The 24,510-nt window shown below is 37.1% G+C and carries 27 protein-coding genes; 14 read left to right on the top strand and 13 right to left on the bottom strand.

Annotated elements, in window-relative coordinates; genetic code table 11:
• Window positions 1-16: 16 nt before the first annotated feature.
• Window positions 17-1,501, top strand: coding sequence for a cytosol aminopeptidase (pepA, locus tag AC2CGR_RS19660; RefSeq protein WP_087968558.1), 1,485 nt, complete (start codon window positions 17-19; stop codon window positions 1,499-1,501).
• A gap of 104 nt (window positions 1,502-1,605) precedes the next feature.
• Here the strand turns inward: pepA and cdaS are convergent, their stop codons facing one another.
• Complete coding sequence (cdaS, locus tag AC2CGR_RS19655) at window positions 1,606-2,211, bottom strand: sporulation-specific diadenylate cyclase CdaS (RefSeq protein WP_001158742.1); 606 nt, start codon at window positions 2,209-2,211, stop codon at window positions 1,606-1,608.
• A gap of 143 nt (window positions 2,212-2,354) precedes the next feature.
• Here cdaS and AC2CGR_RS19650 point away from each other — a divergent pair, with 143 nt between their 5' ends.
• Both AC2CGR_RS19650 and galU read left to right on the top strand, forming a co-directional pair.
• Window positions 2,355-4,079: a phospho-sugar mutase gene (locus AC2CGR_RS19650; RefSeq protein ID WP_484481082.1), complete on the top strand. Its 1,725-nt coding sequence runs from the start codon at window positions 2,355-2,357 to the stop codon at window positions 4,077-4,079.
• Window positions 4,080-4,187: 108 nt separating this feature from the next.
• Window positions 4,188-5,075: a UTP--glucose-1-phosphate uridylyltransferase GalU gene (galU, locus tag AC2CGR_RS19645; protein WP_000832653.1), complete on the top strand. Its 888-nt coding sequence runs from the start codon at window positions 4,188-4,190 to the stop codon at window positions 5,073-5,075.
• A 41-nt stretch (window positions 5,076-5,116) separates the two neighbouring features.
• Here galU and AC2CGR_RS19640 read toward each other — a convergent pair whose 3' ends face one another.
• Window positions 5,117-5,710, bottom strand: coding sequence for a biotin transporter BioY (locus tag AC2CGR_RS19640; RefSeq protein ID WP_087968556.1), 594 nt, complete (start codon window positions 5,708-5,710; stop codon window positions 5,117-5,119).
• 50 nt (window positions 5,711-5,760) lie between these two features.
• Window positions 5,761-6,504, bottom strand: coding sequence for a DUF3298 and DUF4163 domain-containing protein (locus AC2CGR_RS19635; protein ID WP_087968555.1), 744 nt, complete (start codon window positions 6,502-6,504; stop codon window positions 5,761-5,763).
• A 95-nt stretch (window positions 6,505-6,599) separates the two neighbouring features.
• On the opposite strand from AC2CGR_RS19635, the gene AC2CGR_RS19630 reads away from it, so the two are divergent.
• Window positions 6,600-6,983 (top strand): hotdog fold thioesterase, encoded by a 384-nt coding sequence (locus AC2CGR_RS19630; RefSeq protein ID WP_001140606.1) that lies wholly within the window; start codon window positions 6,600-6,602, stop codon window positions 6,981-6,983.
• 40 nt (window positions 6,984-7,023) lie between these two features.
• Here AC2CGR_RS19630 and AC2CGR_RS19625 read toward each other — a convergent pair whose 3' ends face one another.
• Together AC2CGR_RS19625 and AC2CGR_RS19620 are read right to left on the bottom strand one after the other, a co-directional pair.
• The gene (locus AC2CGR_RS19625; protein ID WP_000287154.1) at window positions 7,024-8,400 is read right to left on the bottom strand and encodes a glycine--tRNA ligase; all 1,377 of its coding nucleotides are present in this window, start codon (window positions 8,398-8,400) and stop codon (window positions 7,024-7,026) included.
• 347 nt (window positions 8,401-8,747) lie between these two features.
• Window positions 8,748-9,461 carry a DNA alkylation repair protein gene (locus tag AC2CGR_RS19620; RefSeq protein ID WP_087968554.1) on the bottom strand — a complete coding sequence of 238 codons (714 nt, stop codon included), beginning with the start codon at window positions 9,459-9,461 and terminating at the stop codon, window positions 8,748-8,750.
• A gap of 118 nt (window positions 9,462-9,579) precedes the next feature.
• Between AC2CGR_RS19620 and AC2CGR_RS19615 the strand changes: the two genes are divergently transcribed.
• The gene (locus AC2CGR_RS19615) at window positions 9,580-10,047 is read left to right on the top strand and encodes a hypothetical protein (protein WP_029440493.1); all 468 of its coding nucleotides are present in this window, start codon (window positions 9,580-9,582) and stop codon (window positions 10,045-10,047) included.
• Between the two features lie 54 nt (window positions 10,048-10,101).
• Here the strand turns inward: AC2CGR_RS19615 and AC2CGR_RS19610 are convergent, their stop codons facing one another.
• Window positions 10,102-11,427, bottom strand: a complete 1,326-nt coding sequence (locus tag AC2CGR_RS19610; protein WP_131100962.1) for an ArsB/NhaD family transporter — start codon at window positions 11,425-11,427, stop codon at window positions 10,102-10,104.
• A 289-nt stretch (window positions 11,428-11,716) separates the two neighbouring features.
• On the opposite strand from AC2CGR_RS19610, the gene kapD reads away from it, so the two are divergent.
• Window positions 11,717-12,340 carry a 3'-5' exonuclease KapD gene (gene kapD / locus AC2CGR_RS19605; protein ID WP_029440491.1) on the top strand — a complete coding sequence of 208 codons (624 nt, stop codon included), beginning with the start codon at window positions 11,717-11,719 and terminating at the stop codon, window positions 12,338-12,340.
• Window positions 12,341-12,381: 41 nt separating this feature from the next.
• On the opposite strand, the gene kapB is transcribed toward kapD, so the two are convergent.
• The gene (kapB, locus tag AC2CGR_RS19600) at window positions 12,382-12,765 is read right to left on the bottom strand and encodes a kinase-associated lipoprotein KapB (RefSeq protein ID WP_001209341.1); all 384 of its coding nucleotides are present in this window, start codon (window positions 12,763-12,765) and stop codon (window positions 12,382-12,384) included.
• 164 nt (window positions 12,766-12,929) lie between these two features.
• Between kapB and AC2CGR_RS19595 the strand changes: the two genes are divergently transcribed.
• Both AC2CGR_RS19595 and sodC read left to right on the top strand, forming a co-directional pair.
• Window positions 12,930-13,106: a hypothetical protein gene (locus AC2CGR_RS19595; protein WP_000982760.1), complete on the top strand. Its 177-nt coding sequence runs from the start codon at window positions 12,930-12,932 to the stop codon at window positions 13,104-13,106.
• A 68-nt stretch (window positions 13,107-13,174) separates the two neighbouring features.
• Entirely contained in the window at window positions 13,175-13,714 is a 540-nt protein-coding gene (gene sodC / locus AC2CGR_RS19590; protein ID WP_087968552.1) for a superoxide dismutase [Cu-Zn], read from the top strand.
• Window positions 13,715-13,850: 136 nt separating this feature from the next.
• On the opposite strand, the gene AC2CGR_RS19585 is transcribed toward sodC, so the two are convergent.
• Window positions 13,851-15,002 (bottom strand): MalY/PatB family protein, encoded by a 1,152-nt coding sequence (locus AC2CGR_RS19585; protein WP_270184693.1) that lies wholly within the window; start codon window positions 15,000-15,002, stop codon window positions 13,851-13,853.
• Window positions 15,003-15,119: 117 nt separating this feature from the next.
• On the opposite strand from AC2CGR_RS19585, the gene AC2CGR_RS19580 reads away from it, so the two are divergent.
• Entirely contained in the window at window positions 15,120-15,371 is a 252-nt protein-coding gene (locus tag AC2CGR_RS19580; protein ID WP_000537636.1) for a YugE family protein, read from the top strand.
• A 30-nt stretch (window positions 15,372-15,401) separates the two neighbouring features.
• Here the strand turns inward: AC2CGR_RS19580 and AC2CGR_RS19575 are convergent, their stop codons facing one another.
• On the bottom strand, window positions 15,402-16,241 hold the full coding sequence (locus AC2CGR_RS19575; protein WP_087968550.1) for an alpha/beta fold hydrolase: 840 nt from the start codon (window positions 16,239-16,241) through the stop codon (window positions 15,402-15,404).
• 109 nt (window positions 16,242-16,350) lie between these two features.
• Complete coding sequence (locus AC2CGR_RS19570) at window positions 16,351-17,343, bottom strand: 2-hydroxyacid dehydrogenase (protein WP_484481081.1); 993 nt, start codon at window positions 17,341-17,343, stop codon at window positions 16,351-16,353.
• 265 nt (window positions 17,344-17,608) lie between these two features.
• Between AC2CGR_RS19570 and AC2CGR_RS19565 the strand changes: the two genes are divergently transcribed.
• From AC2CGR_RS19565 to yugI, 3 genes are all read left to right on the top strand, one after another.
• Complete coding sequence (locus tag AC2CGR_RS19565; protein ID WP_029440486.1) at window positions 17,609-18,106, top strand: Lrp/AsnC family transcriptional regulator; 498 nt, start codon at window positions 17,609-17,611, stop codon at window positions 18,104-18,106.
• A complete protein-coding gene (locus AC2CGR_RS19560; protein WP_484481080.1) occupies window positions 18,103-19,293 on the top strand; it encodes an aminotransferase in 1,191 nt (396 codons plus the stop codon). Before AC2CGR_RS19565 ends, AC2CGR_RS19560 begins: the two co-directional genes overlap by 4 nt.
• Window positions 19,294-19,546: 253 nt before the next feature.
• Window positions 19,547-19,891 (top strand): S1 domain-containing post-transcriptional regulator GSP13, encoded by a 345-nt coding sequence (gene yugI, locus AC2CGR_RS19555; protein ID WP_000003765.1) that lies wholly within the window; start codon window positions 19,547-19,549, stop codon window positions 19,889-19,891.
• A gap of 112 nt (window positions 19,892-20,003) precedes the next feature.
• On the opposite strand, the gene AC2CGR_RS19550 is transcribed toward yugI, so the two are convergent.
• Window positions 20,004-20,237, bottom strand: a complete 234-nt coding sequence (locus AC2CGR_RS19550) for a DUF378 domain-containing protein (RefSeq protein WP_000105788.1) — start codon at window positions 20,235-20,237, stop codon at window positions 20,004-20,006.
• 274 nt (window positions 20,238-20,511) lie between these two features.
• On the opposite strand from AC2CGR_RS19550, the gene AC2CGR_RS19545 reads away from it, so the two are divergent.
• Together AC2CGR_RS19545 and AC2CGR_RS19540 are read left to right on the top strand one after the other, a co-directional pair.
• Window positions 20,512-21,864, top strand: a complete 1,353-nt coding sequence (locus tag AC2CGR_RS19545; RefSeq protein ID WP_000103661.1) for a glucose-6-phosphate isomerase — start codon at window positions 20,512-20,514, stop codon at window positions 21,862-21,864.
• 107 nt (window positions 21,865-21,971) lie between these two features.
• Entirely contained in the window at window positions 21,972-22,385 is a 414-nt protein-coding gene (locus AC2CGR_RS19540) for a YugN-like family protein (protein ID WP_131100960.1), read from the top strand.
• Here AC2CGR_RS19540 and AC2CGR_RS19535 read toward each other — a convergent pair.
• Both AC2CGR_RS19535 and AC2CGR_RS19530 read right to left on the bottom strand, forming a co-directional pair.
• Window positions 22,372-23,367 (bottom strand): potassium channel family protein, encoded by a 996-nt coding sequence (locus AC2CGR_RS19535; RefSeq protein WP_087968546.1) that lies wholly within the window; start codon window positions 23,365-23,367, stop codon window positions 22,372-22,374. The two genes, AC2CGR_RS19540 and AC2CGR_RS19535, sit on opposite strands and share 14 nt — an antisense overlap.
• A 94-nt stretch (window positions 23,368-23,461) precedes the next feature.
• Complete coding sequence (locus AC2CGR_RS19530) at window positions 23,462-24,142, bottom strand: MgtC/SapB family protein (RefSeq protein ID WP_000386681.1); 681 nt, start codon at window positions 24,140-24,142, stop codon at window positions 23,462-23,464.
• Between the last annotated feature and the right edge of the window lie 368 nt (window positions 24,143-24,510).

Genomic DNA, 24,510 nt, shown 5'->3' with positions numbered 1-24,510 from the left:
TTTAGGGGGTCTGAACATGTTTTACGTACAAAAAGAATTAGCAAGCCATGAAGCGGTGATTGTTGCCTTATTTGAAGAAGAGAAAACGAGTAGTTTTGTACAAGAGCTGGACAAAGCGTTTGAAGGACAATTACAAGTTTTATTAGAAGAGAAAGAACTTTCTACGAAGAAGAAAGCTATTTCAAAAGTACATAGTTTAGGAAAAACAGATGTGAAACGTTATTATTTTGTTGGTTTAGGTAAGAAAGAATCTTATACGACAGAAACATTACGTGCGGCTCTTGGTAAGGCATTTAAAACACTGCAAGTAGCAAAAGTACAAGATGCAGCAATCTTACTTGATTCTTTCGTAACGGAGAAATTAGACGCGATTGATGTCGCTCATATTGCAGCAGAGGTACAAGGCCTTGGTACATATGAGTTACAAACGTATAAATCAGATAAAAAGGATCGTGTAGAGTTAGAGAAGTTCACGGCTATTACAGCGGAAGATACACAAGAAATTGAAGCCGCATTAACAGTTGGCTACGTACATGGACGTGCAACAAATTCAGCTCGTACACTTGTAAATATGCCCCCAAACGTATTAACAGCGACAAAGCTTGCTGAGTATGCTGTTGAGTTAGCTGAGAAGTATGATATGGATTATAAAGTTCTTGAGAAAGAAGAGATGGAAGAGCTTGGTATGGGTGCGTTACTTGCAGTAAACCAAGGTAGTGTAGAGCCACCAAAAATGATCGCTCTTATTTATAAAGGAAAAGAAGAGTGGACAGATGTAATTGGATTCGTTGGAAAAGGAATCACATACGATACAGGCGGTTATTCTTTAAAACCACGTGAAGGCATGGTCGGTATGAAAGGTGATATGGGCGGTGCAGCTGCTGTATTAGGTGCGATGGAAATTATCGGTGAACTTCGCCCAGAGCAAAATGTGATCGCTGTTATTCCATCAACAGATAACGTTGTAAGTGGTACAGCATTTAAGCCAGACGATGTAATCACATCTATGAGCGGAAAAACAATCGAAGTATTAAATACAGATGCAGAAGGTCGCTTAGCATTAGCTGACGGTATTACGTATGCGAAAAAATTAGGTGCAAACTATCTGATTGATGTTGCGACATTAACAGGTGGTGTAATTGTTGCACTTGGAAATCATACGACGGGTGCAATGACAAACAATGAAGAGTTGTTTGAGCAAGTGCTAGAGGCATCTATGGAAACAGATGAATCAATTTGGCAATTACCGATTTTTGATCGTGATAAAGAGCGCGTGAGAAACAGTAAGTTTGCTGATTTAAATAACTCACCAGGACGCGAAGGACATGCGGTTATGGCTGGTACATTCTTAGGTGAATTTGCTGAAGATACACCTTGGGTACACTTAGACATCGCTGGAACCTCTGAATCATCAGGAGCGCATGATTTAGGACCAGCTGGAGCAACAGGTGCAATGGTACGTACACTTGCAACACTTGTTGAACGTTTCGGAGAAGAATAAGATCATAAGAGAAGGCTGTTCCTATATTTTGGAACAGCCTTTTTTATTGGTATGACTATGGTCGTCTTATCCCACATGAACTGCCCGTAAACAATAGTTTCACTTTATAAAGAAATCGTATATAAAGTACCGTTTAAAGCAAATGAAGTGCGACCCGTTTCTTCAGAGACAACTAAAATAAGTGCATCGCTTTTTTCTGATAAGCCAATTGCAGCTCTGTGACGTGTTCCTAGTTCAGGGTCAACTTCTGTGCTTCTTGTTAATGGAAGAATATTAGCAGCTGAAACAATATGATTATTTTTAACGAGAACGGCTCCGTCATGGAGAGGGTTACCCGGATAAAAAATCGATTCGAGCAGTGGTGCGGTTAAATGAGCATTTAATGTTGTTCCAGTTTGAATACAAGATTCAAGTGTCTCGTTTCGTTCCACAACAATAAGAGCACCGTGTTTTCTGGCGCTTAAATGTTGGACAGCTGTTGTAATGAACTGTGAGCTTTCCGTATAAGGTGATAAATACGCTTGAATATAGTATGTAGCTGCCAGTGTTTGTACATTTGCTAACATATGATGAATATCTTCCATCTTGCACAAAATACATTCATCTTCTTTATCAATTGCTTGCCTCATAATTGATAATTCTTTTTCAGCAATTTCAATCATTTGCTTTGTTTGTATTTTGAGCTCTTCTGACAAGCCCCATTCCTGCATAATCCTCATTCCCTTTAGTGGAGTATTTAACCATAGTGTATACAAATATTACTAGTAAAATCCTGTTAGATTGTAAAAAATATTGAGATACAGGTTGTTTTTTTCATATAATAAAGGTATGACAAGCGAGAGGAGATAGAAGGATGAACTGGAAACAAGAATTTAGTCGCTGGCTTTCATATGCAGATTTGGACGCAGAACTAAAAGAACAGTTAGAAAATATGAAGCAAGATGAGAAGAAAATCGAGGACAGTTTTTATAAAAATCTAGAATTCGGTACAGGTGGTATGCGTGGTGAACTTGGTGCTGGTACGAATCGTTTGAATGTATATACAGTTCGTAAAGCGACACAAGGATTAGCAAAGTTTATTGAAAAGTTAGGTGAAGAAGCGAAGAAGCGTGGTGTTGTTGTAGCGTATGATTCTCGTCATAAATCACCTGAATTCGCAATGGAAGTTGCTGCTACACTAGGTGCACACGGCATTACAACATATGTGTTTGAAAGCTTACGCCCAACGCCAGTGCTTTCTTTCGCAGTTCGTCATTTACATACAGTGAGTGGAATCGTTCTTACGGCAAGCCATAATCCGCCTGAATATAATGGTTATAAAGTATACGGTGAAGATGGTGGGCAGTTGCCTCCGAAAGAAGCTGATGAATTAATTAGCTACGTAAACGCAGTAGAAGATGAATTAACAGTTGAGGTTGCTGATGTGGAGCAATTAAAAGCTGACGGTTTATTACATATTATTGGACAAGAAGTAGATGATGCATATGCTGCAGAATTGAATAATGTCATTATTAATAAAGAAATGGTACAAAAGGTTGGGAAAGACTTAAAAATCGTCTTCACACCACTACACGGAACATCAAATATTTCTGTACGCCGTGGTTTAGAAGAAGTTGGATTTACAGATGTAACAGTTGTAAAAGAGCAAGAGTTACCAGATCCGAACTTCTCTACAGTAAAATCACCGAACCCAGAAGAGCACGCAGCATTTGAATATGCAATTCGTGACGGTGAGAAGATAGGCGCAGATGTGTTAATCGCAACAGATCCTGACGCAGACCGCCTTGGTGTAGCAGTTCGTAATCACGATGGTGAGTTCCAAGTGTTAACTGGTAACCAAACAGGTGCGTTAATGCTTGATTACTTATTATCTCAAAAGAAAGAAAACGGAACGCTTCCAGAGAACGGTGTTGTATTAAAAACAATCGTAACGTCTGAAATCGGCCGTACAATCGCAAAAGCATACGGTTTAGATACAGTGGATACGTTAACTGGATTTAAATTTATCGGTGAGAAAATTAAACAGTATGAGGAAAGCGGACAATACGAATTCCAATTCGGTTATGAGGAAAGCTATGGTTATTTAATCCGTCCATTCTGCCGTGATAAAGATGCAGTACAATCTGTTCTATTTGCATGTGAAGTAGCTACATACTACAAATCACAAGGTAAAACGTTATACGATGGTCTATTAGAAGTATTTGAGAAGTACGGTTTCTTCCGTGAAGATCTTGTATCGTTAACGCTAAAAGGAAAAGATGGAGCGGAACAAATTCAAGAAATGATGGCAACATTCCGTGAAAATCCTCCGAAAGAAGTAGCGGGCTTAACAGTTGTAGCAGTTGAAGACTATAAAGCGAGCATCATTACATCTTTACAAGATGGACATAAAGAAGAGATTCACTTACCGAAATCAAATGTGTTAAAATATCAATTAGAAGATGGTTCATGGTTCTGCCTACGTCCATCTGGAACTGAACCGAAGATTAAGTTCTACTTCGGTGTGCAAGATAATTCTTTACAAAATAGTGAACAAAAGTTACTTACTATTAAAGAAGATATTATGAATCGTTTATAATATAAAGTAATTTTAAGTAGTAGGGAATAAAAGGGAGTGAAACTTCCCTTTTATTCTATGTAAGGAAATAATCGTTATTGATTCTGACAGAAGAGAGGGTATTTTGTGATGAAAAGAGTAAGAAAAGCGATAATCCCAGCAGCTGGATTAGGAACACGTTTTTTACCAGCTACAAAAGCAATGCCAAAAGAAATGTTACCGATTGTTGATAAACCAACTATCCAATACATTGTAGAAGAAGCAGTAAAATCAGGAATCGAAGATATTATTATCGTTACTGGTAAAACGAAGCGTTCTATTGAAGATCATTTTGATAATGCATTTGAGTTAGAGCAAAACTTATTAGAAAAGAAAAAGTATGAGTTACTTGAAAAAGTACAGGCTTCTTCAAAAATGGTAGACATTCACTATATTCGTCAAAAAGAACCAAAAGGATTAGGTCACGCTGTTTGGTGTGCGCGTAAATTCATCGGTGACGAGCCATTCGCTGTTTTATTAGGTGATGATATCGTTCAAGCTGAAAAACCATGTTTACGTCAATTAATTGAAGAATATGATAAAACGCTTTCTTCTGTTATTGGTGTACAAACGGTTCCAGAAGACGAAACACATCGTTACGGAATTATTGATCCATTAGAGCAGGAAGGACGTCGTTACCAAGTTCGCAATTTCGTTGAGAAACCAGCAGCAGGTACAGCACCTTCAAACTTAGCAATTATGGGACGTTACGTTTTAACACCTGAAATCTTCATGTTCTTAGAACAGCAACATGTTGGTGCTGGTGGTGAAATTCAGTTAACAGATGCGATTCAAAGCTTAAACGAAATTCAACGTGTATTCGCTTACGATTTCGAAGGAAAGCGCTACGATGTAGGTGAAAAGTTAGGATTCGTTCAAACAACAATCGAAATGGCCCTGCAACACCCAGAATTACGTGATGACATGGTTGTAATGATGAAGAAAATTTTAGAAGAACATACGAATCAAGAGTCTTAATATAAAAAAGGAGTTGTTCCAGTAGGAACAACTCCTTTTTCTTATGAAATTGTCGAATGAGAATGCTGATAAGCGGAACGACGTACAGCATAGTATATACGAGGTGCGATAATAGCGCCGATAATTGTAAATACAATATCTTTTACCGCGAACCACATCATAATCATCCAAGCCGCTTTATAGCTCATATTACCACCCATGAAGAAATTGACTGCCCCGTACATGTAAGTAGTACCGATAATATACGTTAAAATGATTCCTGTGAACGAAGCAATTGCAAATGTGCTAAATGTTGGTTTTTCCTTTTGTTCTACTAGTTTTCCTGATACGTAAGCAACGATAATAAATGCGATAATAAAACCACCAGTAGGATCTAACAGTGCTCCAAATCCAGCTTTGAAGTTAGCGAAGATTGGCGCACCTGCTAATCCAACAAGCATGTAAACCGTCATGGATAATGCGCCAAGTCTACTTCCAAGAAGAAGCCCTGCTAAAATTGCGAAAAATGGTTGCATAGATAATGGAATGCCCGCTACTTGTAAGAAAGGTGCCCAAGATACAATATTTGCACCAATAGCCATAAGAGCAACGAACATGGCAGCTAATGCTAAATCTAAAACATGAAATCTTCTCATAATGTTAACCTCCTGTTGTTTTTAGGTTAACATTATCGTAGCGAAAATATTTACTTGCTGTCAATTAAAATATTTTGATAAGCAGGCTTCAAATACTCTCTTAGCAACGTATACGGAATACGAAATTGTGGAATGCCGCTTGAATAAGGCGCAATTTCATATAATGGGAAATAAATGACGAGATTGTCCGGTTCTAAAAAGAAGTGGAACTTTTTTGTGCTCATGACCTTTTCGGTTGCATCAGGGAAATAAATACTTTCATTTTGTTTAATTTGTCTTACAATCTCAGCACGAATTACTTCTTTATATGTATCTTCTTGTTGAAATAAATCGTCTAAGTGTAGTAGCTTTTTTTTGTTTAAATCGAATGTGTTAGCCTTCCATGTATACAGACCGTGTGCGCCGCCTGTATATTGATAGTAATTCAAATATAGGCTAAGAAAAGGTGGTTTATTTAAAGAGACTTTATAATCAACATTCGCCACATATGGATGAAATGGTGTACTAGATCCTTCTGTTTCTTTATAATATTTTTTTGCGTCTTTTTCTAATTTGGTTTTAAATTTGTCAGTAGATTTTTTGTAATAGAAATTGAGCTTATTTTGAAATTTAGAATCGGAAAAGTTATGAAAAGAAGGTCTGTTAATTTGATATTCTATATAAGGTTTCTTACCTTTTTGCGTGACAGTCTGAACATCGATTGTCAGGTTGGATGCTTTGGCTGCTAGTGCACAATTTGGTACAATAGTCAGCAAGGAGAACATAAGCAGTAATATACAAAATTTCTGTTTCATTTAGGTGAAACCTCCTTATATAAGTGTTATAAGTAGTTTGAAAATAAATAGGTAAAATTATACATTTTATTAAAGTAAGAGAAGGGGGAAACGATATGGCAAAAACTTTAATGGATTCACTTGGAATTGAGTTGTTAGAGATGACAGAAGATAAGGTGGTTGCTACGATGCCTGTAGATGAGCGTACGCATCAGCCATTTGGATTTTTACATGGTGGTGCATCCCTTGCATTAGCAGAAACAGTAGCAAGCGTTGGTTCATACAATTTAATTGATCAAGAGAAATGCATCTGTTTCGGTTTAGAAATTAATGCAAATCATATTCGTTCAAAGAAAGATGGAATTGTAACAGCGATCGGGACACCGATACATAGAGGACATTCAACGATGGTGTGGGATGTGCGTATCATTGATGAAAATGATGATTTACTATGCATTTCAAGATGTACAGTAGCAATTAAAGAAAAACGTGAAAAGTAAAAAAGAGGCTGCTCATTAGAGCAGCCTCTTTTTCTTATAATTAGAACTGGATTTTCTTCTCTAAGAAACCTTTTAGTTCGCTAATTGGCATACGAACTTGTTCCATTGTGTCACGGTCACGTACTGTAACAGCTTTGTCTTCAACTGAGTCGAAGTCATAAGTGATACAGAATGGTGTACCGATTTCGTCTTGACGACGGTAACGTTTACCGATAGAACCAGTTTCGTCAAAGTCTACCATGAAGTCTTTAGCTAGTTCTGCGAATACTTCAGTAGCACCTTCAGATAGCTTTTTAGATAATGGTAAGATAGCTGCTTTGTATGGTGCTAAAGCAGGGTGGAAGCGAAGAACTGTACGAGAATCGTTTTCTAATTGCTCTTCTTCATATGCATCACATAAGAACGCTAATGTTACGCGGTCAGCACCTAAAGATGGCTCGATGCAGTACGGTACGTAACGCTCATTCGTTTGTGGATCGATATAGTTAAAGTCTTCGTTAGAGTGTTCCATGTGACGTTTTAAATCGAAGTCTGTACGAGATGCAACGCCCCATAGTTCGCCCCAACCGAATGGGAATTTGAATTCAATATCAGTTGTTGCGTTACTGTAGTGAGATAACTCCTCTTCACCGTGGTCACGAAGACGCATGCTTTCTTCAGTCATACCAAGTGAAAGTAACCAGTTCTTACAAGTTTCACGCCAGAATGCGAACCACTCTAAATCTTCACCAGGTTTACAGAAGAATTCAAGTTCCATTTGTTCGAATTCACGTGTACGGAATGTGAAGTTACCAGGCGTGATTTCGTTACGGAAGCTCTTACCGATTTGGCCAATACCAAATGGAAGTTTTTTACGCATAGAGCGTTGTACGTTTTTGAAGTTTACGAAAATACCTTGTGCTGTTTCCGGACGAAGGAAGATTTCGTTTGTGCTAGACTCTGTAACACCTTGGAATGTTTTGAACATTAAGTTGAACTGACGGATTTCAGTGAATTCTTCACTACCGCAATCAGGACATTTTACTTCATGTTCTTTCATTAAGTCAGCCATTTGGTCGAAAGTAAGACCGTCAACAACCATTTCGATGCCTTTTGCATCTAATGCATCTTCAATTAATTTGTCAGCACGGTGACGCGCTTTACATTTTTTACAGTCGATCATTGGATCGTTGAAGTTACCAACGTGACCAGAAGCGATCCAAGTTTTTGGGTTCATTAAAATAGCTGCGTCTAAACCAACGTTGTATGGAGATTCTTGAATGAATTTTTTCCACCAAGCTTTTTTAACGTTATTTTTTAATTCGATTCCAAGTGGGCCGTAATCCCAAGTGTTTGCAAGACCACCGTAAATTTCAGAACCAGGGAAAACGAAACCGCGATGTTTCGCTAAGTTTACTACTTGTTCCATTGAATACATAAGAAAATCCTCCTTTTGAAAGTTAACGTATTGGCGATGACGTGCTCAGGTAACTTGTGAAACGAGCAGTATATGTTTTGAAAAACATAAAAAAACGCTCATCCCAAGGCTTAATTGCCTAGGGACGAGCGTTTGCCCGCGGTTCCACCCTAGTTGATACACAAAAGGTGCATCCACTTTATCACGTATTGCTCGAGACTGCCGTTTCCTTGCAGCTCCAGGCTTTCACTATCCCTGAATCGCTTTTTGTGCAAGTACTTATAAGTCCGTCATCGCTACTTATATTAATAATAATGAACATATTCTAACACGTTCTTTTTTAAATCTCAATAGAGGAACGCGTCTATCTATGATAGAGTCTCGCCTATTTTTTCGTTATTTATTCCGTAATTTTGTTTAATGTGCTTAATTGCTTCACGCCTGCTGAGCGGGGCAAGCTCGTTATTCTGCACGTATTCCCATACTACATCTGGGTTTGTTTTTGCATATTCACGAAGGATCCATCCAATCGCTTTTTGAATGAAAAATTCTTTCGAAGAATGTAGTTGTCCAATAACCCAAAAAAGAAGTTCTTCATCCATCTTTTGTTTATATTTTAGCTGGAATAAAATAGCGGCGCGTTGTAACCATATGTTATCTGATGCAATCCATTTTGGAATATAGGCAGAAATCAATTCTGGATGTTGTAAAAAGATAGTACCTAAAAATGTAGGGACAATGCTATCGACAGTGTCCCACCAAGATTTTGTGACAATGAGTTCTTCTAAGAAGGGGATATGCGTTTCGTTTATATGCTTTTTATATTTTTGCATTATATCGAGTGCGGCTGCCTGAAATTCTCGTTCTGGTAAATCCCAAAGCTCACGTACGATAATTTGAAAGTCTTTTGGATCTGGGAGAGTATGTATTTGAATGACATCTTTCAATAATTGTCTTCTCTCGGGAGTTTGAATACCGAGAAACGGGAAGTGATTTTTCATGTAACGTGCCATCGGTTCTGCTTTTTCTGGATTTTTATGAGCTATGAAATGCTCTTGTAATGCTTTTACAAATGGGTGCATAGATCCGTTCTCCTCTCTAATTATCTTGCTCTTATTATTATACAGAGAGTTTGGTTGAATTTTAAAACATAACTTGCAATGTAACGAAATATGTTGAGAGTAGAGAGGAGAGGATAAGATGGAAGATCAGGGGTTACTAGCAGGTTTCTTTGCTCTTAGTTTTGCGTTTATTCTTGTTATCATAATTTGGGCAATTATTGCGTATTTGTTAACGGCTTTTGCACTGTATACGATGGCGAAAAATGATGGTGCAACGGATGGTGTTCTCGCTTTTATTCCTTTTTTAAATAGTAAGATATGGGGAGATTTAGCGAAAGATAAATTACCAGATTTTTTGAAAGAAGAAGCGGGATGGAAAGTATTCGGTATATATGTCGCATGTTTCATTTTTAATTTCGTACCAATTCTATATTTAATAGCAACAGCTGTATCGATTGTGTTGTCCATTTATCTCATCTACGCTATTTTAGACAGATATGGAACGAATTCTATATTATTTACGATTATTCATGTAATTACATTTTCGGTATTCTTGCCGATTCACTTGTTTATCATTCGAAATGAGCCGGTGAGGTATAACGAGTAGTATATGTAATATTTGAGATAGAAAAAGCGCCCTGAAAGTAGGGCGCTTTTTGTACTACATAAGGTAGCGTACATAAATATAAATATGAGAAATGATTAATGAAACGATCATAATTGGGAAACCGACTTTTAAGAAGTCCATGTAGCTAAACTTATGTCCTTCGCGGCTTGCGATACCTGCCACAATTACGTTAGCTGAAGCTCCGATTAATGTTCCGTTTCCGCCTAGACAAGCACCTAATGCTAATGCCCACCATAATACGTCGATTTGTGCGTCAGAAGGTGATAAACCTAGCCCAACAGCCATATCGTTAATAAGTGGAATCATTGTTGCAACGAATGGAATGTTATCGATTGTTGCAGAGGCGATACCAGATACCCATAAAATAAGGATAGATGCGTAAGAAATATCTCCGCCTGTTATGCCAATTACTTTTTGAGCTAGCATTTTGATAAGACCGATATCGATAAGTCCTCCAACGAGTACGAATAGTCCTGCGAAGAAGAAGATTGTTACCCATTCTACACTTGCGAATACCTCTTCAATTTCATGTTCTTTCACACCGATTAGCATAAGAACAGTAGCACCAGTTAAAGCGATGATAGCTGCATCAACATGGAAGATCGAATGAGTCATGAAACCTACAATTGTAAGTCCAAGTACTGTTAAAGACTTCTTCATTAATAATGAATCTTTAATGTATTGTTTTTCATCTAAACTCATTAATTTTTTAACTTGTACAGGATCAGCGATTAATTGTTTGCGGTACATGAAGTAAAGTATTGTTGCTGTCACACCAATAATAATGATTACGATAGGTGCTAAGTTGAATAAGAACGCATTGAAATCTAAATGCTTATTTGCAGAACCGATCATAATGTTAGGTGGATCACCAATTAATGTTGCTGTTCCTCCAATGTTTGAAAAAATAATTTCAGAAAGTAAATAAGGAACAGGATTTACTTGCAGTATGCGCGTAATAGATAAAGTAACTGGAACAACAAGAAGTACAGTTGTAACGTTATCTAAAAATGCGGAACCAAGCGCAGTAAGTAAGGAAAGGGAAATTAAAATTTTAATTGGATTTCCTTGCGCTCCTTTTGCTGCTTTAATGGCAACGTATTGGAAGACACCCGATTTACTCGTAATGTTCACCAAAATCATCATACCGATGAGTAGTGTAATCGTCCCCCATTCAATATGTTTCGTAAAGGCGTTGTGTAAATCAACGACCCCCATAATTACCATGAGTGCTGCGCCAAGAAGTGCGATGACAGCGCGATTAATTTTTTCAGAAATAATAATGGCATATGTAATTAAAAAGACTGCGATAGCAAAATAATACTGCCAGTTTGCGAGCTCTTGCGTTGTTTCGTGCAAAACTCTCATCTCCTTTCATTCACTTTTCTTAGTGTGTCAAAAATGTTCTCGAAGAAACACACATAAAGTCATTATAAAGTAGAAAAATGGAGGATGTAAATGAGAGGGGGTATTTTGTCATATTTTCTGCATTGGTCATTTTTTCTTATTTTTAAAAATATTTGCGGGCATTTGACATATATATAAGATACATCCAATCTGAATATTTAAAATGGAATTAGCATTCGAGCTTGTTCGTGTAGGAGTGTCAAATAGAAAGGAATGACAAAGATGATAAGGAAGGGATCGTATGGATGAACAACGATTTTTATTTTTGGATTTTGAGTTTACGATGCCCCAGCACAGAAAAAAACCAAAAGGATTTTTCCCAGAGATTATTGAGGTAGGACTCGTTTCGGTTGTTGGCTGTAAGGTAGAAGATACGTATTCAGCTCATGTTAGGCCGAAGACTTTTCCTTCTTTAACGGATCGATGTAAGAAATTTTTAGGGATTAAACAAGAAGTCGTAGATAAAGGAATTTCGTTTCTAGAACTCGTTGAAAAACTTGCAGAATATGAAAAGAGATGTAAACCGACCATTGTTACGTGGGGAAATATGGATATGAAAGTGTTGAAGCATAATTGTGAAAAAGCGGGAGTAGATTTTCCGTTCCTAGGGCAGTGTCGTGATTTATCACTTGAGTATAAGAAGTTTTTTGGTGAGAGAAATCAAACAGGATTATGGAAAGCGATTGAAGCGTATGGAAAAGTAGGGACGGGTAAGCATCATTGTGCATTAGATGATGCGATGACGACGTATAATATTTTTAAATTAGTAGAAAAAGATAAAGAGTATTTAGTGAAACCAGCACCTCCAACATTAGGGGAACTCGTTGATTTTTCAAAAGTGTTAAAGAAAGTGAGTACACAGTAACGACCAAATTGCACAGCATGTAATTTGGTCGTTTTGTTTTTTTAAAGTTTGTAGTCTTTTTTTAATTGCTCTAATGTTTCTAGACTACGAACCGCAAAAGGTGAATCATCTTCAGAAAATGAATTCATTTGAGTTTCTAATGCTAATTTGAGTGAATCTGTATAATCTGGAATTTCTCCTTCATATTTCTTCACCATTTGCTCTGGAATGTTCGTCTGTTCACGAAAAGCTAAAGCACGTCTTTCGTGGAAAAATGGTACGTCAGCTTGTTTTACGTTATGTAAGTCACCTTGCACCGGATGTTTTAAAACAGCTAATACTTTTACGACGTAACTGCCAGGGCGGCTATTTGTAACCTCGCCAATGTATTTTCCTGTTTTATAAATACCAGTAACGATTTCGCCAATTTCAAATGTTTCTCTCATATTTTTCACCTCAAGTTTATAGTAAGGAAAGTAGGAGAAGGAGTCAAAGAAATCATTCGTTTTCAGAACGCCCCTTGAGAATATGAATCGGTTCTACTATAATTTAAAATGATATAACAGAAAATTCTGATGTTTTATAAATCCTATAATAAGGAGTGTTCTATATGATGCCTTTATATTTTCCGGAAGATAAAACAGAATATATTATTCCAGGGATTGTTTGTGTTCTATTTATCATCGGTGCGATTGCTACGTGGCGTATGTTCGTTCGTGTATCAAAACGAGAAGCAGAGCGATTACAGAAAGTTGAAGAAAAGCTGTTAGCTGAAAAGAAACAGTAACTCATTTTTGTATGTTTCCCTCTATGCTCGGACAATCTAAGGGCAGAATGTATTTTGGAGGGAATAAAATGAAAAAACGGCTTTTTTTCAGTTGTTGTTTACTATTTCTGATGGCAGGTTGTGACCAAGGAAAGCCGAAAGAAATTGACGTGAAATTACATAATGCTTCAGGTGATGAAGTGGGGACTGCAAAAGTAGTGCAGCAAACAAGCGGAGTGAAAATTACGATTAAAGGGGAAGGATTCGCACCTGGCCCGCACGGCATACATGTACACGAAATTGGTGAGTGTAAAGCACCGCGTTTTGAATCAGCTGGAAATCATTTTAATCCAGATGATAAAAAGCATGGACTACTCAATCCGAAGGGTGCAGAAAACGGTGATTTACCGAACGTAATTGCAGACGGTTCTGGGAAAATTAAAGCAGAAATCGATGCGCCGCATATAACGCTTGAAGAAGGAAAAACGACGATTCATAGAAAAGATGGAGCGTCTATTATTATTACGGAAAACGCTGATGATGGCATGACACAACCGACAGGTAAATCAGGTGATCGAATTGCTTGTGGTGTTATTGTAAAAAAAGCGTCGGATATGAAGAAAAAGTAAAAGCTACCGTGCGCGGTAGCTTTTTTGGTGGAACGTAATTGAAAATATATCGGCGATTATTGGAATATATCGACTTACCGACAAAATATGACAAAGGAGTCTGTCCAAGAATGATTAGGGACAGACTCCTTTGCTATTATGAAAACGTATGGCGCAGTCTATTTAAAATTTCTTCTAAAACAGATCTTGGACAGCCGATGTTAATTCGAATATGTTCTTCTCCGCCTAATCCGTATTTCTCACCAGGCTCAACGATAATTTTTCCTTTTTCCTCAAGTAATTTAGTGCGCTCGTCTTGAGAAAGGTTTAGGCGAGAGCAATCAATCCATAATAAAAAGCTACCTTCTGGCTTCGTTACGGAAAGAGTAGGTATATAATTTTTCATATATTCACAAGCGAACTTAGCGTTATCTTCTATATATAATCGAATTTCATTTAGCCAATTGTTACATTCTGTATAGGCACTTTGCATCGCTGTATAGGCAAATATATTTAATCCGTGGAAGCCTTGCCTATATTGGATAGATGTAAAGGCTTGACGGAGTTTTTCATTTGGAATGATAATAATCGATGCTTGTAATCCAGCGATATTAAATGTTTTACTTGGAGCCATACAAGTAATCGTGCGTGCTGCTAATTCTTCGGATAAAGAAGCGAACGGTGTATGTGTATGATCTGCGTAAATAATATCAGAATGAATTTCATCTGCGACAACGATTACATTATATTTGGTACATAAAGATCCAAGCTTTATTAGTTCCTCTTTCGTCCAAACACGCCCTATCGGATTGTGAGGACTGCAAAGAAGCATGAGTTTGATGCCTTGTTGAAATTGCTTTTCTAAATGCTCAAAGTCTATCGCATATGTATCATTTTGTTTCTGTAATGGACTTACGCATAATTGTCTGTTGTTTGTTGTGACCATTTCGAAAAATGGGGAATAAATAGGTGGTTGTACGAGAACGGATTCGTTTTCCTTTGTGAAGGCCTGTATGCTCGTACTAAGAGCTGGAACGATTCCGGCGCTAAAGACAATCCACTCTTTTTGAATATCCCAGTTGTACTGTTTTTTTGTCCAGTTACAAATAATATCGCCAATATTTTCGGGAGGAAGTGTATAGCCGAAAATAGGATGCTCGATACGTTTCTTTAAAGCAGCTTGAATTGGTTGTGGTACTTCAAAATCCATATCGGCAATCCAAGCATGGATAAGTTCTTCGTTTTTATATGTATCCCATTTTATACTATGGGTTCCACGTCGATTGACTGTTTTATGAAATAGTTGCATAAGTTTGCCCCCTTCTTCTGTAAAACCGTTAAGTTATGAAAGTTCTCTCTCTTCTTATAGAATAGCTGATGTGATAGGATAAAGAAAAGCATTAAAAAGTGAAAAGGCGGGAAGCGAATGGGTACATATGAAAAGATGATAGAGGTTGTGAAGAATTGGGATCCGTTTCAAATGGGACCGGAGTTTTATGAAACAGAAGCGAGCGATGTTGTGAACGTCGCAAGTGTGTTTGATGATTCAAAATACATCGCAAAGAAGATTCAACATATATACTTTATGTCTTTTGAGGAAGTACCTGCGCTTGAAAAATGTGAGAAGTTAGCTGTGGAATTACTTGTAATAAAAGAAGGCGGAAGTTGTTCATTGTAGGCTGTCGGAATTTCCGACAGCCTTTTTATATTACTGCGCAGAAAACGCCATAATTTCTTCATAAACATGTTCCGGTTTTTCTTCTGGTAGTAAATGTCCTGTGTTTTCGTAAGAAATAAATTTCGAATTCGGTAAATCTTTGTGCAGACGATGACCTACATGTACAGGGACGACCCGATCTTTTTCACCCCAAATGAGTAGCGTAGGTGTTTCGATTTTTTGTAATTCAGTTGAAGATAAGTCACCTTCACGATCTCGTATCATACGAGTTAAAGCGGGGAATATACGGTTGTCATAAAAAGGAGCAGAGTAACCTTCCTTCATTTCATCGTCAATTAATGAGTGATCATGAACGACATTCATTAAGTTATGAACGATGCCGCGCCGTATAATCCAGTTCTTTACGTATAAATGAAAGAAAGGTAAATAAGAAGAGTACAGTAAAGGTAAAGTTGCGCGTGCTAAATAGCTAGAGCTACATAGTAAAATTGTCTTTGAAATTAATTCAGGACGTATACGGTTTACATAAAGAGAAATTTGTCCACCCATAGAATGTCCAACTAACACAATGTTTGAGAGGGATAAGTGTTCAATTAAATCGATTATAATCGTTGCTAAATTATGATAAGAATACTTAAATAGATGAGACTTATCACTCTTTCCGAACGGTGGTAAATCAAGAGCAATGACTGTTCCTTCTTTCGATAATAAAGGAATAAGACGGCGGTAACTGAATGAGGAAGATAAAAAACCGTGAACGAGCACGAAAGTAGGACGTTTTGTTTTATTATCATGTTCATACAATTCGTAATGAATCGTAGTGCCGCGAGTGGAAAAAGTGAAATAAGGACAAGTATATTCGTGATTCATTTTTTGTCACTCCATTGATTTTTGTTCATATCATTTCCAAGGAAGAAAAAAATATGTTAACAAAAAAAGGCAAGATGACGATGTCATCTTGCCTTTCGTATATTCAGTATTACCCGCGAACAATATTAGGCGGTGTTTTTCCTTGTAACCCTGCAACTAAATTTTCAGCGGCGGTCATAGCCATTTGCTGCCTAGTTTTTAATGTTGCAGATCCGATGTGTGGTAAAGTCACAACATTTTGTAAGGATAAGAGCGGATTATCTTTTTGAATTGGCTCTTGTGTAAACGTATCGATGCCTGCTGCAAAGATTTTCTTCTCTGTTAAGGCATGGATTAATGCTTCTTCATTTACTGTTTTCCCGCGAGAAGCATTAATGAAGATAGCTGTTTCTTTCATTAATGAAAATTCCTTTTCTCCGATAAGATGATACGTTTCATCTGTTAATGGAGTAAGAAGAACGATAAAGTCAGACTGTTTGAGTAGCGTTTGTAAATCACAATAGGTAGCATCGAATTTTTGTTCAGCTTCTTCTTTTCGGCGACGGTTATAATAAAGGACATTCATATCAAATCCGAATTTCGCTCGTTTTGCAACGGCTTCTCCAATTCGGCCCATGCCGATAATGCCGATTGTACTATGGTGTACATCTAGGCCAAAGTGCTCTTTTCCAATTTCGGAATTCCATTCACCATTTTTTACGTAGGAATCGAGTTCACAAACACGACGACCAACAGATAACATAAGAGCGAAAACAAGATCAGCTACTGTATCATCTAGTACGTATGGTGTATTTGTTCCGATGACATTGTGCTTTTCCATCGCTTGTAAATCAAAATTATCGTAACCGACAGAAATGTTGCTTACTACTTTTAAGTTAGGAGCCGCCTCCAATAATTCGTCATCAATAGCAGATCCAAAATTTAATAAACCATTTTTATCTTGTATTTTCTCTAGTAGAACATCACGAGGTACCTTCTCATTTTGCTCCCATTTTTCATAATCACAGTGTTCTGATAAATAGTTTTCTACAAATGTTGGAACTGGTTCAGCAATATACACTTTTGGTTTCACGGTTCCATCCCCTTTCGCTTTATCACCCATTTTTCCGCTGATTAAAGTTTCACTTTACCCCGCTTTAATGAGCAGTAAGACTCCCACCTAAAAAGACGGTTGAGACAAAGAAGTGAGGTGGGAGATCAACTGCTTGTAAAAGCCCGATTGGTTTAACTAATAATCAGCGGGGTGAAGCATTCCACTGATTAAAGTTTCACTTTATTTTGACATAATTCACTAAAAAAATCTTCTTTTCAAACTGGAAAGTGTATTTGTATAATTTAGACACAAACGAAAAGGAAGGATGATTTATATGGTGACAGAAAAAGAATTAGAATTATTAGCTTGTCTTGAAAAAAGTAGTCGATTATCTGTAGATACATTAGCGAAGCTGTTAAATATAGAAGTAGAAGAAGTAAAGAGAATGGTTGAAAAATTAGAAGCGGAAAAGATTATCGTGGATTATGTAACACATATTGATTGGACGAAGGTGAAAGAACATACAGGTTTAACAGCAATGATTGATGTGAAAGTTACGCCAAAGCACGGTGTTGGGTTCGATGCAGTTGCTGAGCAAATTTATCGTTATTCAGAAGTGAAATCTGTGTATTTAATGTCAGGGACATATGATCTTTCTATTACATTAGAAGGGAAGACAATGGGAGAAGTAGCGATGTTTGTTTCCGAGAAATTAGCAACAATTGAATCTGTCGTTTCTACGACAACGCATTTCATTTTGAAGAAGTATAAACATGAGGGAATTATTTATGAAAAAAATGATGATGATAAGCGAATTGTGGTGACACCATGAAGCAATTTGAACTATCTAGAGCGGCAGAATCGTTACAACCATCAGGTATTCGAAAGTTTTTCGATTTAGCAGCAAATATGAAAGGTGTTATTTCTCTTGGAGTAGGAGAACCAGACTTCGTTACGCCGTGGAATGTAAGGCAAGCATGTATCCGTTCTTTAGAACAAGGATATACGTCATATACAGCAAATGCAGGATTATTGGAGCTCCGTCAAGAAATAGCAAAGTATCTAAAAAAACAATTTGTAGTATCTTATGATCCAAACGATGAAATCATTGTTACAGTTGGAGCGAGTCAGGCGTTAGATGTAGCCATGCGCGCCATTATAAATCCTGATGATGAGGTACTTATCATTGAACCAAGCTTTGTTTCTTATGCACCGCTCGTAACTTTAGCTGGAGGGGTTCCAGTTCCTGTGGCGACTACTTTAGAAAATGAGTTTAAAGTGCAGCCAGAACAAATTGAAGCAGCTATTACAGCGAAAACAAAGGCAATTTTACTTTGTTCACCAAATAACCCAACAGGTGCGATGTTGAATAAGTCCGAGCTTGAAGAAATAGCGGTGATTGTTGAGAAGTACAATTTAATCGTATTATCTGATGAAATTTATGCAGAACTTGTATACGACGAAGCATATACAAGTTTCGCAAGTATTAAAAATATGCGCGAGCATACGATTTTAATTTCAGGATTTTCAAAAGGCTTTGCGATGACAGGATGGCGTCTTGGTATGATTGCAGCTCCTGTTCATTTTTCAGAATTGATGCTCAAAATTCACCAATATTCCATGATGTGTGCACCGACGATGTCTCAGTTCGCAGCGCTTGAAGCGTTACGTGCGGGGAATGATGAAGTAATTCGGATGAGAGATAGTTATAAGAAACGCCGTAATTTTATGACGACATCTTTCAATGAAATCGGATTAACGTGTCATGTACCGGGCGGAGCATTTTATGTCTTTCCTTCAATCTCTTCAACTGGACTCTCTTCGGCGGAATTTGCAGAACAGCTATTATTAGAAGAAAAAGTGGCTGTTGTACCTGGAAGTGTATTTGGGGAAAGTGGTGAAGGATTTATTCGCTGTTCATATGCAACATCGCTTGAACAACTTATGGAAGCAATGAAGAGAATGGAACGGTTCGTGGAGAATAAAAAAAGGACAAAACACAATACGTTTTGTCCATAAAAGGGGGGGAATACTAGAAAGCCATGTGTTAGTATTCTATCCTAATATTGGAGAATTATACTTACTTAAGGAAATTTTTTCATGAATTTTGAATGAGTTCTGTCATAGTGGTATAATTTACTAATATAAGGTGTGCGTATCCTGAGTAGCTTTACTTACGGTACGTACTAACTAATCGGATATTTAACAATAAATCATCTGCTTTGCTATCTACAATTGTAGAGAAAATGGTAAACGTATGGGAGTGTTTCATATGTCAGAACAATATACAACAGGAGTGGTTGTAACAGGGAAAGTGACTGGGATTCAAGATTACGGTGCATTTGTAGCGTTAGATGCAGAAACACAAGGACTTGTGCATATATCTGAAATTACAAATGGATATGTAAAGGATATTCATGACTTTTTAAAAGTCGGCGATACAGTAGAAGTAAAAGTACTTTCAATTGATGAAGAACACAGAAAAATGAGTTTATCGTTAAAAGCGGCGAAAAGAAAACAAGGACGGATTCTTATACCGAATCCATCTGAGAACGGATTTAATACGCTGCGAGAAAAGCTAACAGAATGGATTGAAGAGTCCGAGTTAACAAAGTAAAAGAGGAACGCATATGAGCGTTCCTCTTTTACTTTCTCTTATGATATATATTTGCAAATATGATTGCATGCAATCATATTCGTATGTCGGAGGTGAAGTAAGGACATACTGACTAGCGAATTTCGTTTGTTTCTGGGTGAGTGCCAAGATTTTCGGATGGTTTAAAGAGTAAACCAAGGTTGATAAGCCCAGAAATACCGACGATGCCGTAAATAATACGTGCAAGAGCTGAATTTTGTCCACCGAAAATGGCTGCCACTAAGTCAAACTGGAAGAATCCGATTAATCCCCAGTTCACAGCGCCAATTACAGTAAAGACTAATGCGATACGTTGCAAAGTACTCATAAAAAAGCCCCCCTTAATTGTGAAGCATGAGCAAGCGATGAGTTAATTAACTCTTTTATAGAATGGGGTAGTTATGTTGTTTTTATACATAAAAAATGTTTGAAACAGGATGTATATACATCTATACCGAAAAATGCGAATTTTTATGCAAAAAATGAACTTTTTCTAAAAAATATATATTGGTTACGTTTACAAGGGGTGAATCGCTTGATTTACAACTTCAGTTTCGCTAAAGTGAATACAGAAATACATATCCATAATTGGAGGGAAAAAGATGAGTACACATGTAACGTTCGACTATTCTAAAGCGTTATCCTTCATCGGTGAACATGAAATCACTTATTTACGTGATGCGGTGAAAGTAACACATCACGCAATCCACGAAAAAACTGGAGCTGGGAACGATTTCCTTGGGTGGGTAGACCTTCCGCTTCAATATGACAAAGAAGAATTTGCTCGCATTCAAAAATGCGCAGAAAAAATTAAAAATGACTCTGACATTTTACTTGTTGTAGGTATCGGTGGTTCTTACCTAGGAGCACGTGCAGCAATTGAAATGTTAAACCATTCTTTCTACAACACACTTTCTAAAGAACAACGTAAAACTCCACAAGTGCTATTTGTTGGACAAAACATTAGCTCCACTTACATGAAAGATTTAATGGATGTATTAGAAGGTAAAGACTTCTCTATTAACGTTATTTCCAAATCAGGTACGACAACAGAGCCGGCACTAGCATTCCGTATTTTCCGTAAGTTATTAGAAGAAAAGTATGGAAAAGAAGAAGCTCGCAAACGTATTTATGCAACGACAGATAAAGCGCGTGGTGCATTAAAAACATTAGCTGATAATGAAGGTTACGAAACATTCGTTATTCCAGATGATGTTGGAGGACGTTTCTCTGTATTAACGCCAGTTGGTTTATTACCAATCGCAGTGAGTGGCTTAAATATTGAAGAGATGATGAAAGGTGCAGCTGCTGGTCGTGAGGACTTCGGTACATCAGAACTAGAAGAAAACCCAGCTTACCAATATGCAGTAGTTCGTAACGCTTTATACAATAAAGGAAAAACAATTGAAATGCTTGTTAACTATGAGCCAGCACTTCAATACTTCGCTGAGTGGTGGAAACAGTTATTTGGTGAAAGTGAAGGAAAAGATCAAAAAGGTATTTTCCCATCTTCAGCAAACTTCTCAACTGACTTACACTCATTAGGTCAATACGTTCAAGAAGGTCGTCGTGATTTATTTGAAACAGTTCTAAAAGTAGGTAAATCTACACATGAACTAACAATCGAATCAGAAGAAAACGATTTAGATGGATTAAACTACCTTGCTGGTGAAACTGTAGACTTCGTAAACACGAAAGCATACGAAGGTACATTACTTGCACATAGCGATGGCGGAGTACCAAATTTAATCGTAAATATTCCTGAATTAAATGAGTACACATTCGGTTACCTTGTATACTTCTTCGAAAAAGCATGTGCGATGAGCGGCTACTTATTAGGCGTAAATCCATTTGACCAACCAGGAGTAGAAGCATACAAGAAAAACATGTTTGCTTTACTTGGTAAACCAGGATTTGAAGAATTAAAAGCAGAATTAGAAGAGCGTTTAAAATAATAAAAAGCGGCCGGAATCCGGCCGCTTTTTATTATTTCATCGAAAATTCCATCAGTATATTCAAACTAGAGTGGGTATGCTAAAGAAAAAGTCTAGGAGGGATGGGCTTGATTCCAATTCAATCAGATTTAGAAGGACGTACATATGCGTTATATAAGTTAGAAGAAATAATGAAGCCACTCGGATATAGTATTGGTGGCAATTGGGATTATGATAAAGGATGCTTTGATTATAAAATCGATGAAGAAGACGGCTATCAATTTTTACGAGTGCCATTTACAGCCATTGATGGAGAACTAGATGTACCAGGCGTAATAGTTCGTCTTGGAACGCCGTATATTCTTTCGCACGTATATCAAGACGAACTAGATGATCATGTTAATACTTTAACAGCTGGAACGAGTGGAATGGATCAATTTGCTGAGCCGAAAGATCCAGATGGAGATGTGAAAAGAAAATATATCAATATTGGGAAAGTGCTCATGCAAGAACTAGAGCGTCATTTTATTAATGGTGAATAACAATGAGTATGTCGCTTTCAATGAGAACAAAGGAATGGACTGGATTAATCATATATTGTTCGTCGCGCTTTATACCTAGTAAGAGAATGTTTTGCTTTAAAAGAGTATAGCTACAATTTGCAAAAGTTTGTCCGGTGCAGGACATGGGAAGCTCCATCAGTTGTAATTTATTATCAGAGATTTCATCATAAAGTGAAAATAGTACACCTGAAATAGAAGGGAATAAAAGAGAAGCGGTAAATACATAGCTCGTTAATTTATTTCCTTCTATAATTTCTGACACGCCAGCTCTCGTTGCATTTTGTATTTGTTCAGAAGTAAGAAGTTCAGCGATGCAGTGAATGTTTGGGTTGAGCCCTTTTGCAGTTAAAATATTTAAAATGGACTGTGTATCCGCTAAGCTTTCGTTTTTTTCTTTATCAGCTGTTATTAAAATGGTGTGTGCCGTTGTAATATTAGCTTTTAATAACGTTTGATCGTGATGGGGGCACCCCTTTATAAATTCTAAATGATGAAATGGTTTTGGCAGTAAAGAAAGTGTTTCATCAATTAAAACGATATCAAGGTTTGGTTGTAATACGTGCATTTGTTTTACAACATGTTTTGCTCGTTCATTCCAGCCGACAATAATCATATGGCCGTTAGAAGTCGCAGCTTCTTCGCCTTTAATCTTCATATATTGTTTATTAATCATTTCAGTAGCAAGCAGCACCATATAATAAGAACAAAATCCGGTTCCTAGTAAAATAATACCCATACCGATAAGTTTCCCTATTAGTGTATGAGGGGCAAAGTCACCATAGCCAACAGTAAAAATTGTAACGATTGACCACCAAATTCCATCAAACCATGTGGTAAAGTGCGATGGTTCTAGTCTATGTATAAGAAAGCCAGAAAAAGCAGTAAGTACAACAATAAAACAAATTAAACGAAAAATAATGGAATCACGAAATGTATCTACTAAATTCGGACGGGATTTCAATTGCCTATTCCTCCTTACTTTGCAGGACTACATTCATTGTTACCATTATAGAAAAAAGAAAAACTCTCTAATTTAAAAGAGAGTTTGTTTTACGTTACATACTTTCCACTTCAGTTTGTTGAACACTTTCAAGATGCTGGAGAGCATAGTAAACATCAGCAGTATGTCTTTTTTGATCGATACATAATTTAAGATGTAAATAGTGCGAGCCATTCTCCAATGTTTTAAGCTTCATATTCTTCACTTTTATATCCATTTCTTTTATTTCTTCAATTACAACCGGGATATTGTCCATATTTCGCACAACAAGTTTTACTGCGATATCACGTTGACGAAAGGATCTAGGTCCTACAAATTTCATTGTTAACGGTATAAGTTCAACGCTAATCATAAGGAAACACATTCCGAAAATCGCTTCGATATAGAATCCAGCTCCAACAGCAATACCAATACCAGATGCACCCCAAATCATAGCAGCAGTTGTTAATCCGGCAATACTATCGTTTCCTCTACGTAAAATAACACCGGCGCCTAAAAAACCAATCCCTGATACAATTTGAGCGGCAAGTCGAAGTGGATCCATATTCATATGATCAGTATGTGGTAAATTGTAAGCTGCTTTAATAGAAACAATCGTCAGGAGGCAACTAATGATAGAAATAACTAAACATGTTTTTAAACCAAGTGGTTTCCGTTTTAATTCGCGCTCTAAACCGATGGCGAACCCTAAAATAGCCGAGAGACCTAGTTTGATTAATAAATCGGTATAGTCCATATATATTCCTCCTTGTATGGTATCGTATATAAATAAAACGTTTATTATAGAAAGAAACGTTTTTGGATAGAGTGACTTTATATAGAATATATGTAGGAATCTCTTAGAAATGAAAGAGATATTTCGTTTAAGTATATGATATTAAAAAAGAAATGTAGTTAATTTAAAAAAAGTTTATAAAAGGTGTTGCATTTCATTTTTCTGCATGATATATTAATAACCGTCGCTGATGCGGAAACGCAGAAAACGACAAAAAAGAAATTTTGAAACTTAGTTGACATCGAAAAACGGAGATGTTAACATAAGGAAGTCGCAAATGAGCGACCAAGTAGTTCTTTGAAAACTGAACGAAACAAACAACGTGAAAC

This window comes from Bacillus sp. LSHTCR4 (assembly GCF_057197025.1).
The sequence above is the reverse complement of the archived record's forward strand: the minus strand, read 5'-3'. Positions and strand labels throughout refer to the sequence as shown.

Excerpts from the sequence above, each read along its gene's own strand:
- cdaS (WP_001158742.1), bottom strand. The coding sequence starts at position 2,211 with ATGCAGGAATGGGGCTTGTCAGAAGAGCTCAAAATACAAACAAAGCAA.
- kapD (WP_029440491.1), top strand. The coding sequence starts at position 11,717 with ATGGATGAACAACGATTTTTATTTTTGGATTTTGAGTTTACGATGCCC.
- AC2CGR_RS19615 (WP_029440493.1), top strand. The coding sequence starts at position 9,580 with ATGGAAGATCAGGGGTTACTAGCAGGTTTCTTTGCTCTTAGTTTTGCG.
- AC2CGR_RS19565 (WP_029440486.1), top strand. The coding sequence starts at position 17,609 with ATGGTGACAGAAAAAGAATTAGAATTATTAGCTTGTCTTGAAAAAAGT.
- yugI (WP_000003765.1), top strand. The coding sequence starts at position 19,547 with ATGTCAGAACAATATACAACAGGAGTGGTTGTAACAGGGAAAGTGACT.
- AC2CGR_RS19545 (WP_000103661.1), top strand. The coding sequence starts at position 20,512 with ATGAGTACACATGTAACGTTCGACTATTCTAAAGCGTTATCCTTCATC.
- sodC (WP_087968552.1), top strand. The coding sequence starts at position 13,175 with ATGAAAAAACGGCTTTTTTTCAGTTGTTGTTTACTATTTCTGATGGCA.
- AC2CGR_RS19620 (WP_087968554.1), bottom strand. The coding sequence starts at position 9,461 with ATGCACCCATTTGTAAAAGCATTACAAGAGCATTTCATAGCTCATAAA.
- AC2CGR_RS19640 (WP_087968556.1), bottom strand. The coding sequence starts at position 5,710 with ATGAGAAGATTTCATGTTTTAGATTTAGCATTAGCTGCCATGTTCGTT.
- kapB (WP_001209341.1), bottom strand. The coding sequence starts at position 12,765 with ATGAGAGAAACATTTGAAATTGGCGAAATCGTTACTGGTATTTATAAA.
- AC2CGR_RS19530 (WP_000386681.1), bottom strand. The coding sequence starts at position 24,142 with ATGGACTATACCGATTTATTAATCAAACTAGGTCTCTCGGCTATTTTA.
- AC2CGR_RS19580 (WP_000537636.1), top strand. The coding sequence starts at position 15,120 with ATGGGTACATATGAAAAGATGATAGAGGTTGTGAAGAATTGGGATCCG.
- pepA (WP_087968558.1), top strand. The coding sequence starts at position 17 with ATGTTTTACGTACAAAAAGAATTAGCAAGCCATGAAGCGGTGATTGTT.
- galU (WP_000832653.1), top strand. The coding sequence starts at position 4,188 with ATGAAAAGAGTAAGAAAAGCGATAATCCCAGCAGCTGGATTAGGAACA.
- AC2CGR_RS19585 (WP_270184693.1), bottom strand. The coding sequence starts at position 15,002 with ATGCAACTATTTCATAAAACAGTCAATCGACGTGGAACCCATAGTATA.
- AC2CGR_RS19550 (WP_000105788.1), bottom strand. The coding sequence starts at position 20,237 with ATGAGTACTTTGCAACGTATCGCATTAGTCTTTACTGTAATTGGCGCT.
- AC2CGR_RS19570 (WP_484481081.1), bottom strand. The coding sequence starts at position 17,343 with ATGGGTGATAAAGCGAAAGGGGATGGAACCGTGAAACCAAAAGTGTAT.
- AC2CGR_RS19635 (WP_087968555.1), bottom strand. The coding sequence starts at position 6,504 with ATGAAACAGAAATTTTGTATATTACTGCTTATGTTCTCCTTGCTGACT.
- AC2CGR_RS19625 (WP_000287154.1), bottom strand. The coding sequence starts at position 8,400 with ATGTATTCAATGGAACAAGTAGTAAACTTAGCGAAACATCGCGGTTTC.
- AC2CGR_RS19575 (WP_087968550.1), bottom strand. The coding sequence starts at position 16,241 with ATGAATCACGAATATACTTGTCCTTATTTCACTTTTTCCACTCGCGGC.
- AC2CGR_RS19650 (WP_484481082.1), top strand. The coding sequence starts at position 2,355 with ATGAACTGGAAACAAGAATTTAGTCGCTGGCTTTCATATGCAGATTTG.
- AC2CGR_RS19560 (WP_484481080.1), top strand. The coding sequence starts at position 18,103 with ATGAAGCAATTTGAACTATCTAGAGCGGCAGAATCGTTACAACCATCA.
- AC2CGR_RS19630 (WP_001140606.1), top strand. The coding sequence starts at position 6,600 with ATGGCAAAAACTTTAATGGATTCACTTGGAATTGAGTTGTTAGAGATG.
- AC2CGR_RS19595 (WP_000982760.1), top strand. The coding sequence starts at position 12,930 with ATGATGCCTTTATATTTTCCGGAAGATAAAACAGAATATATTATTCCA.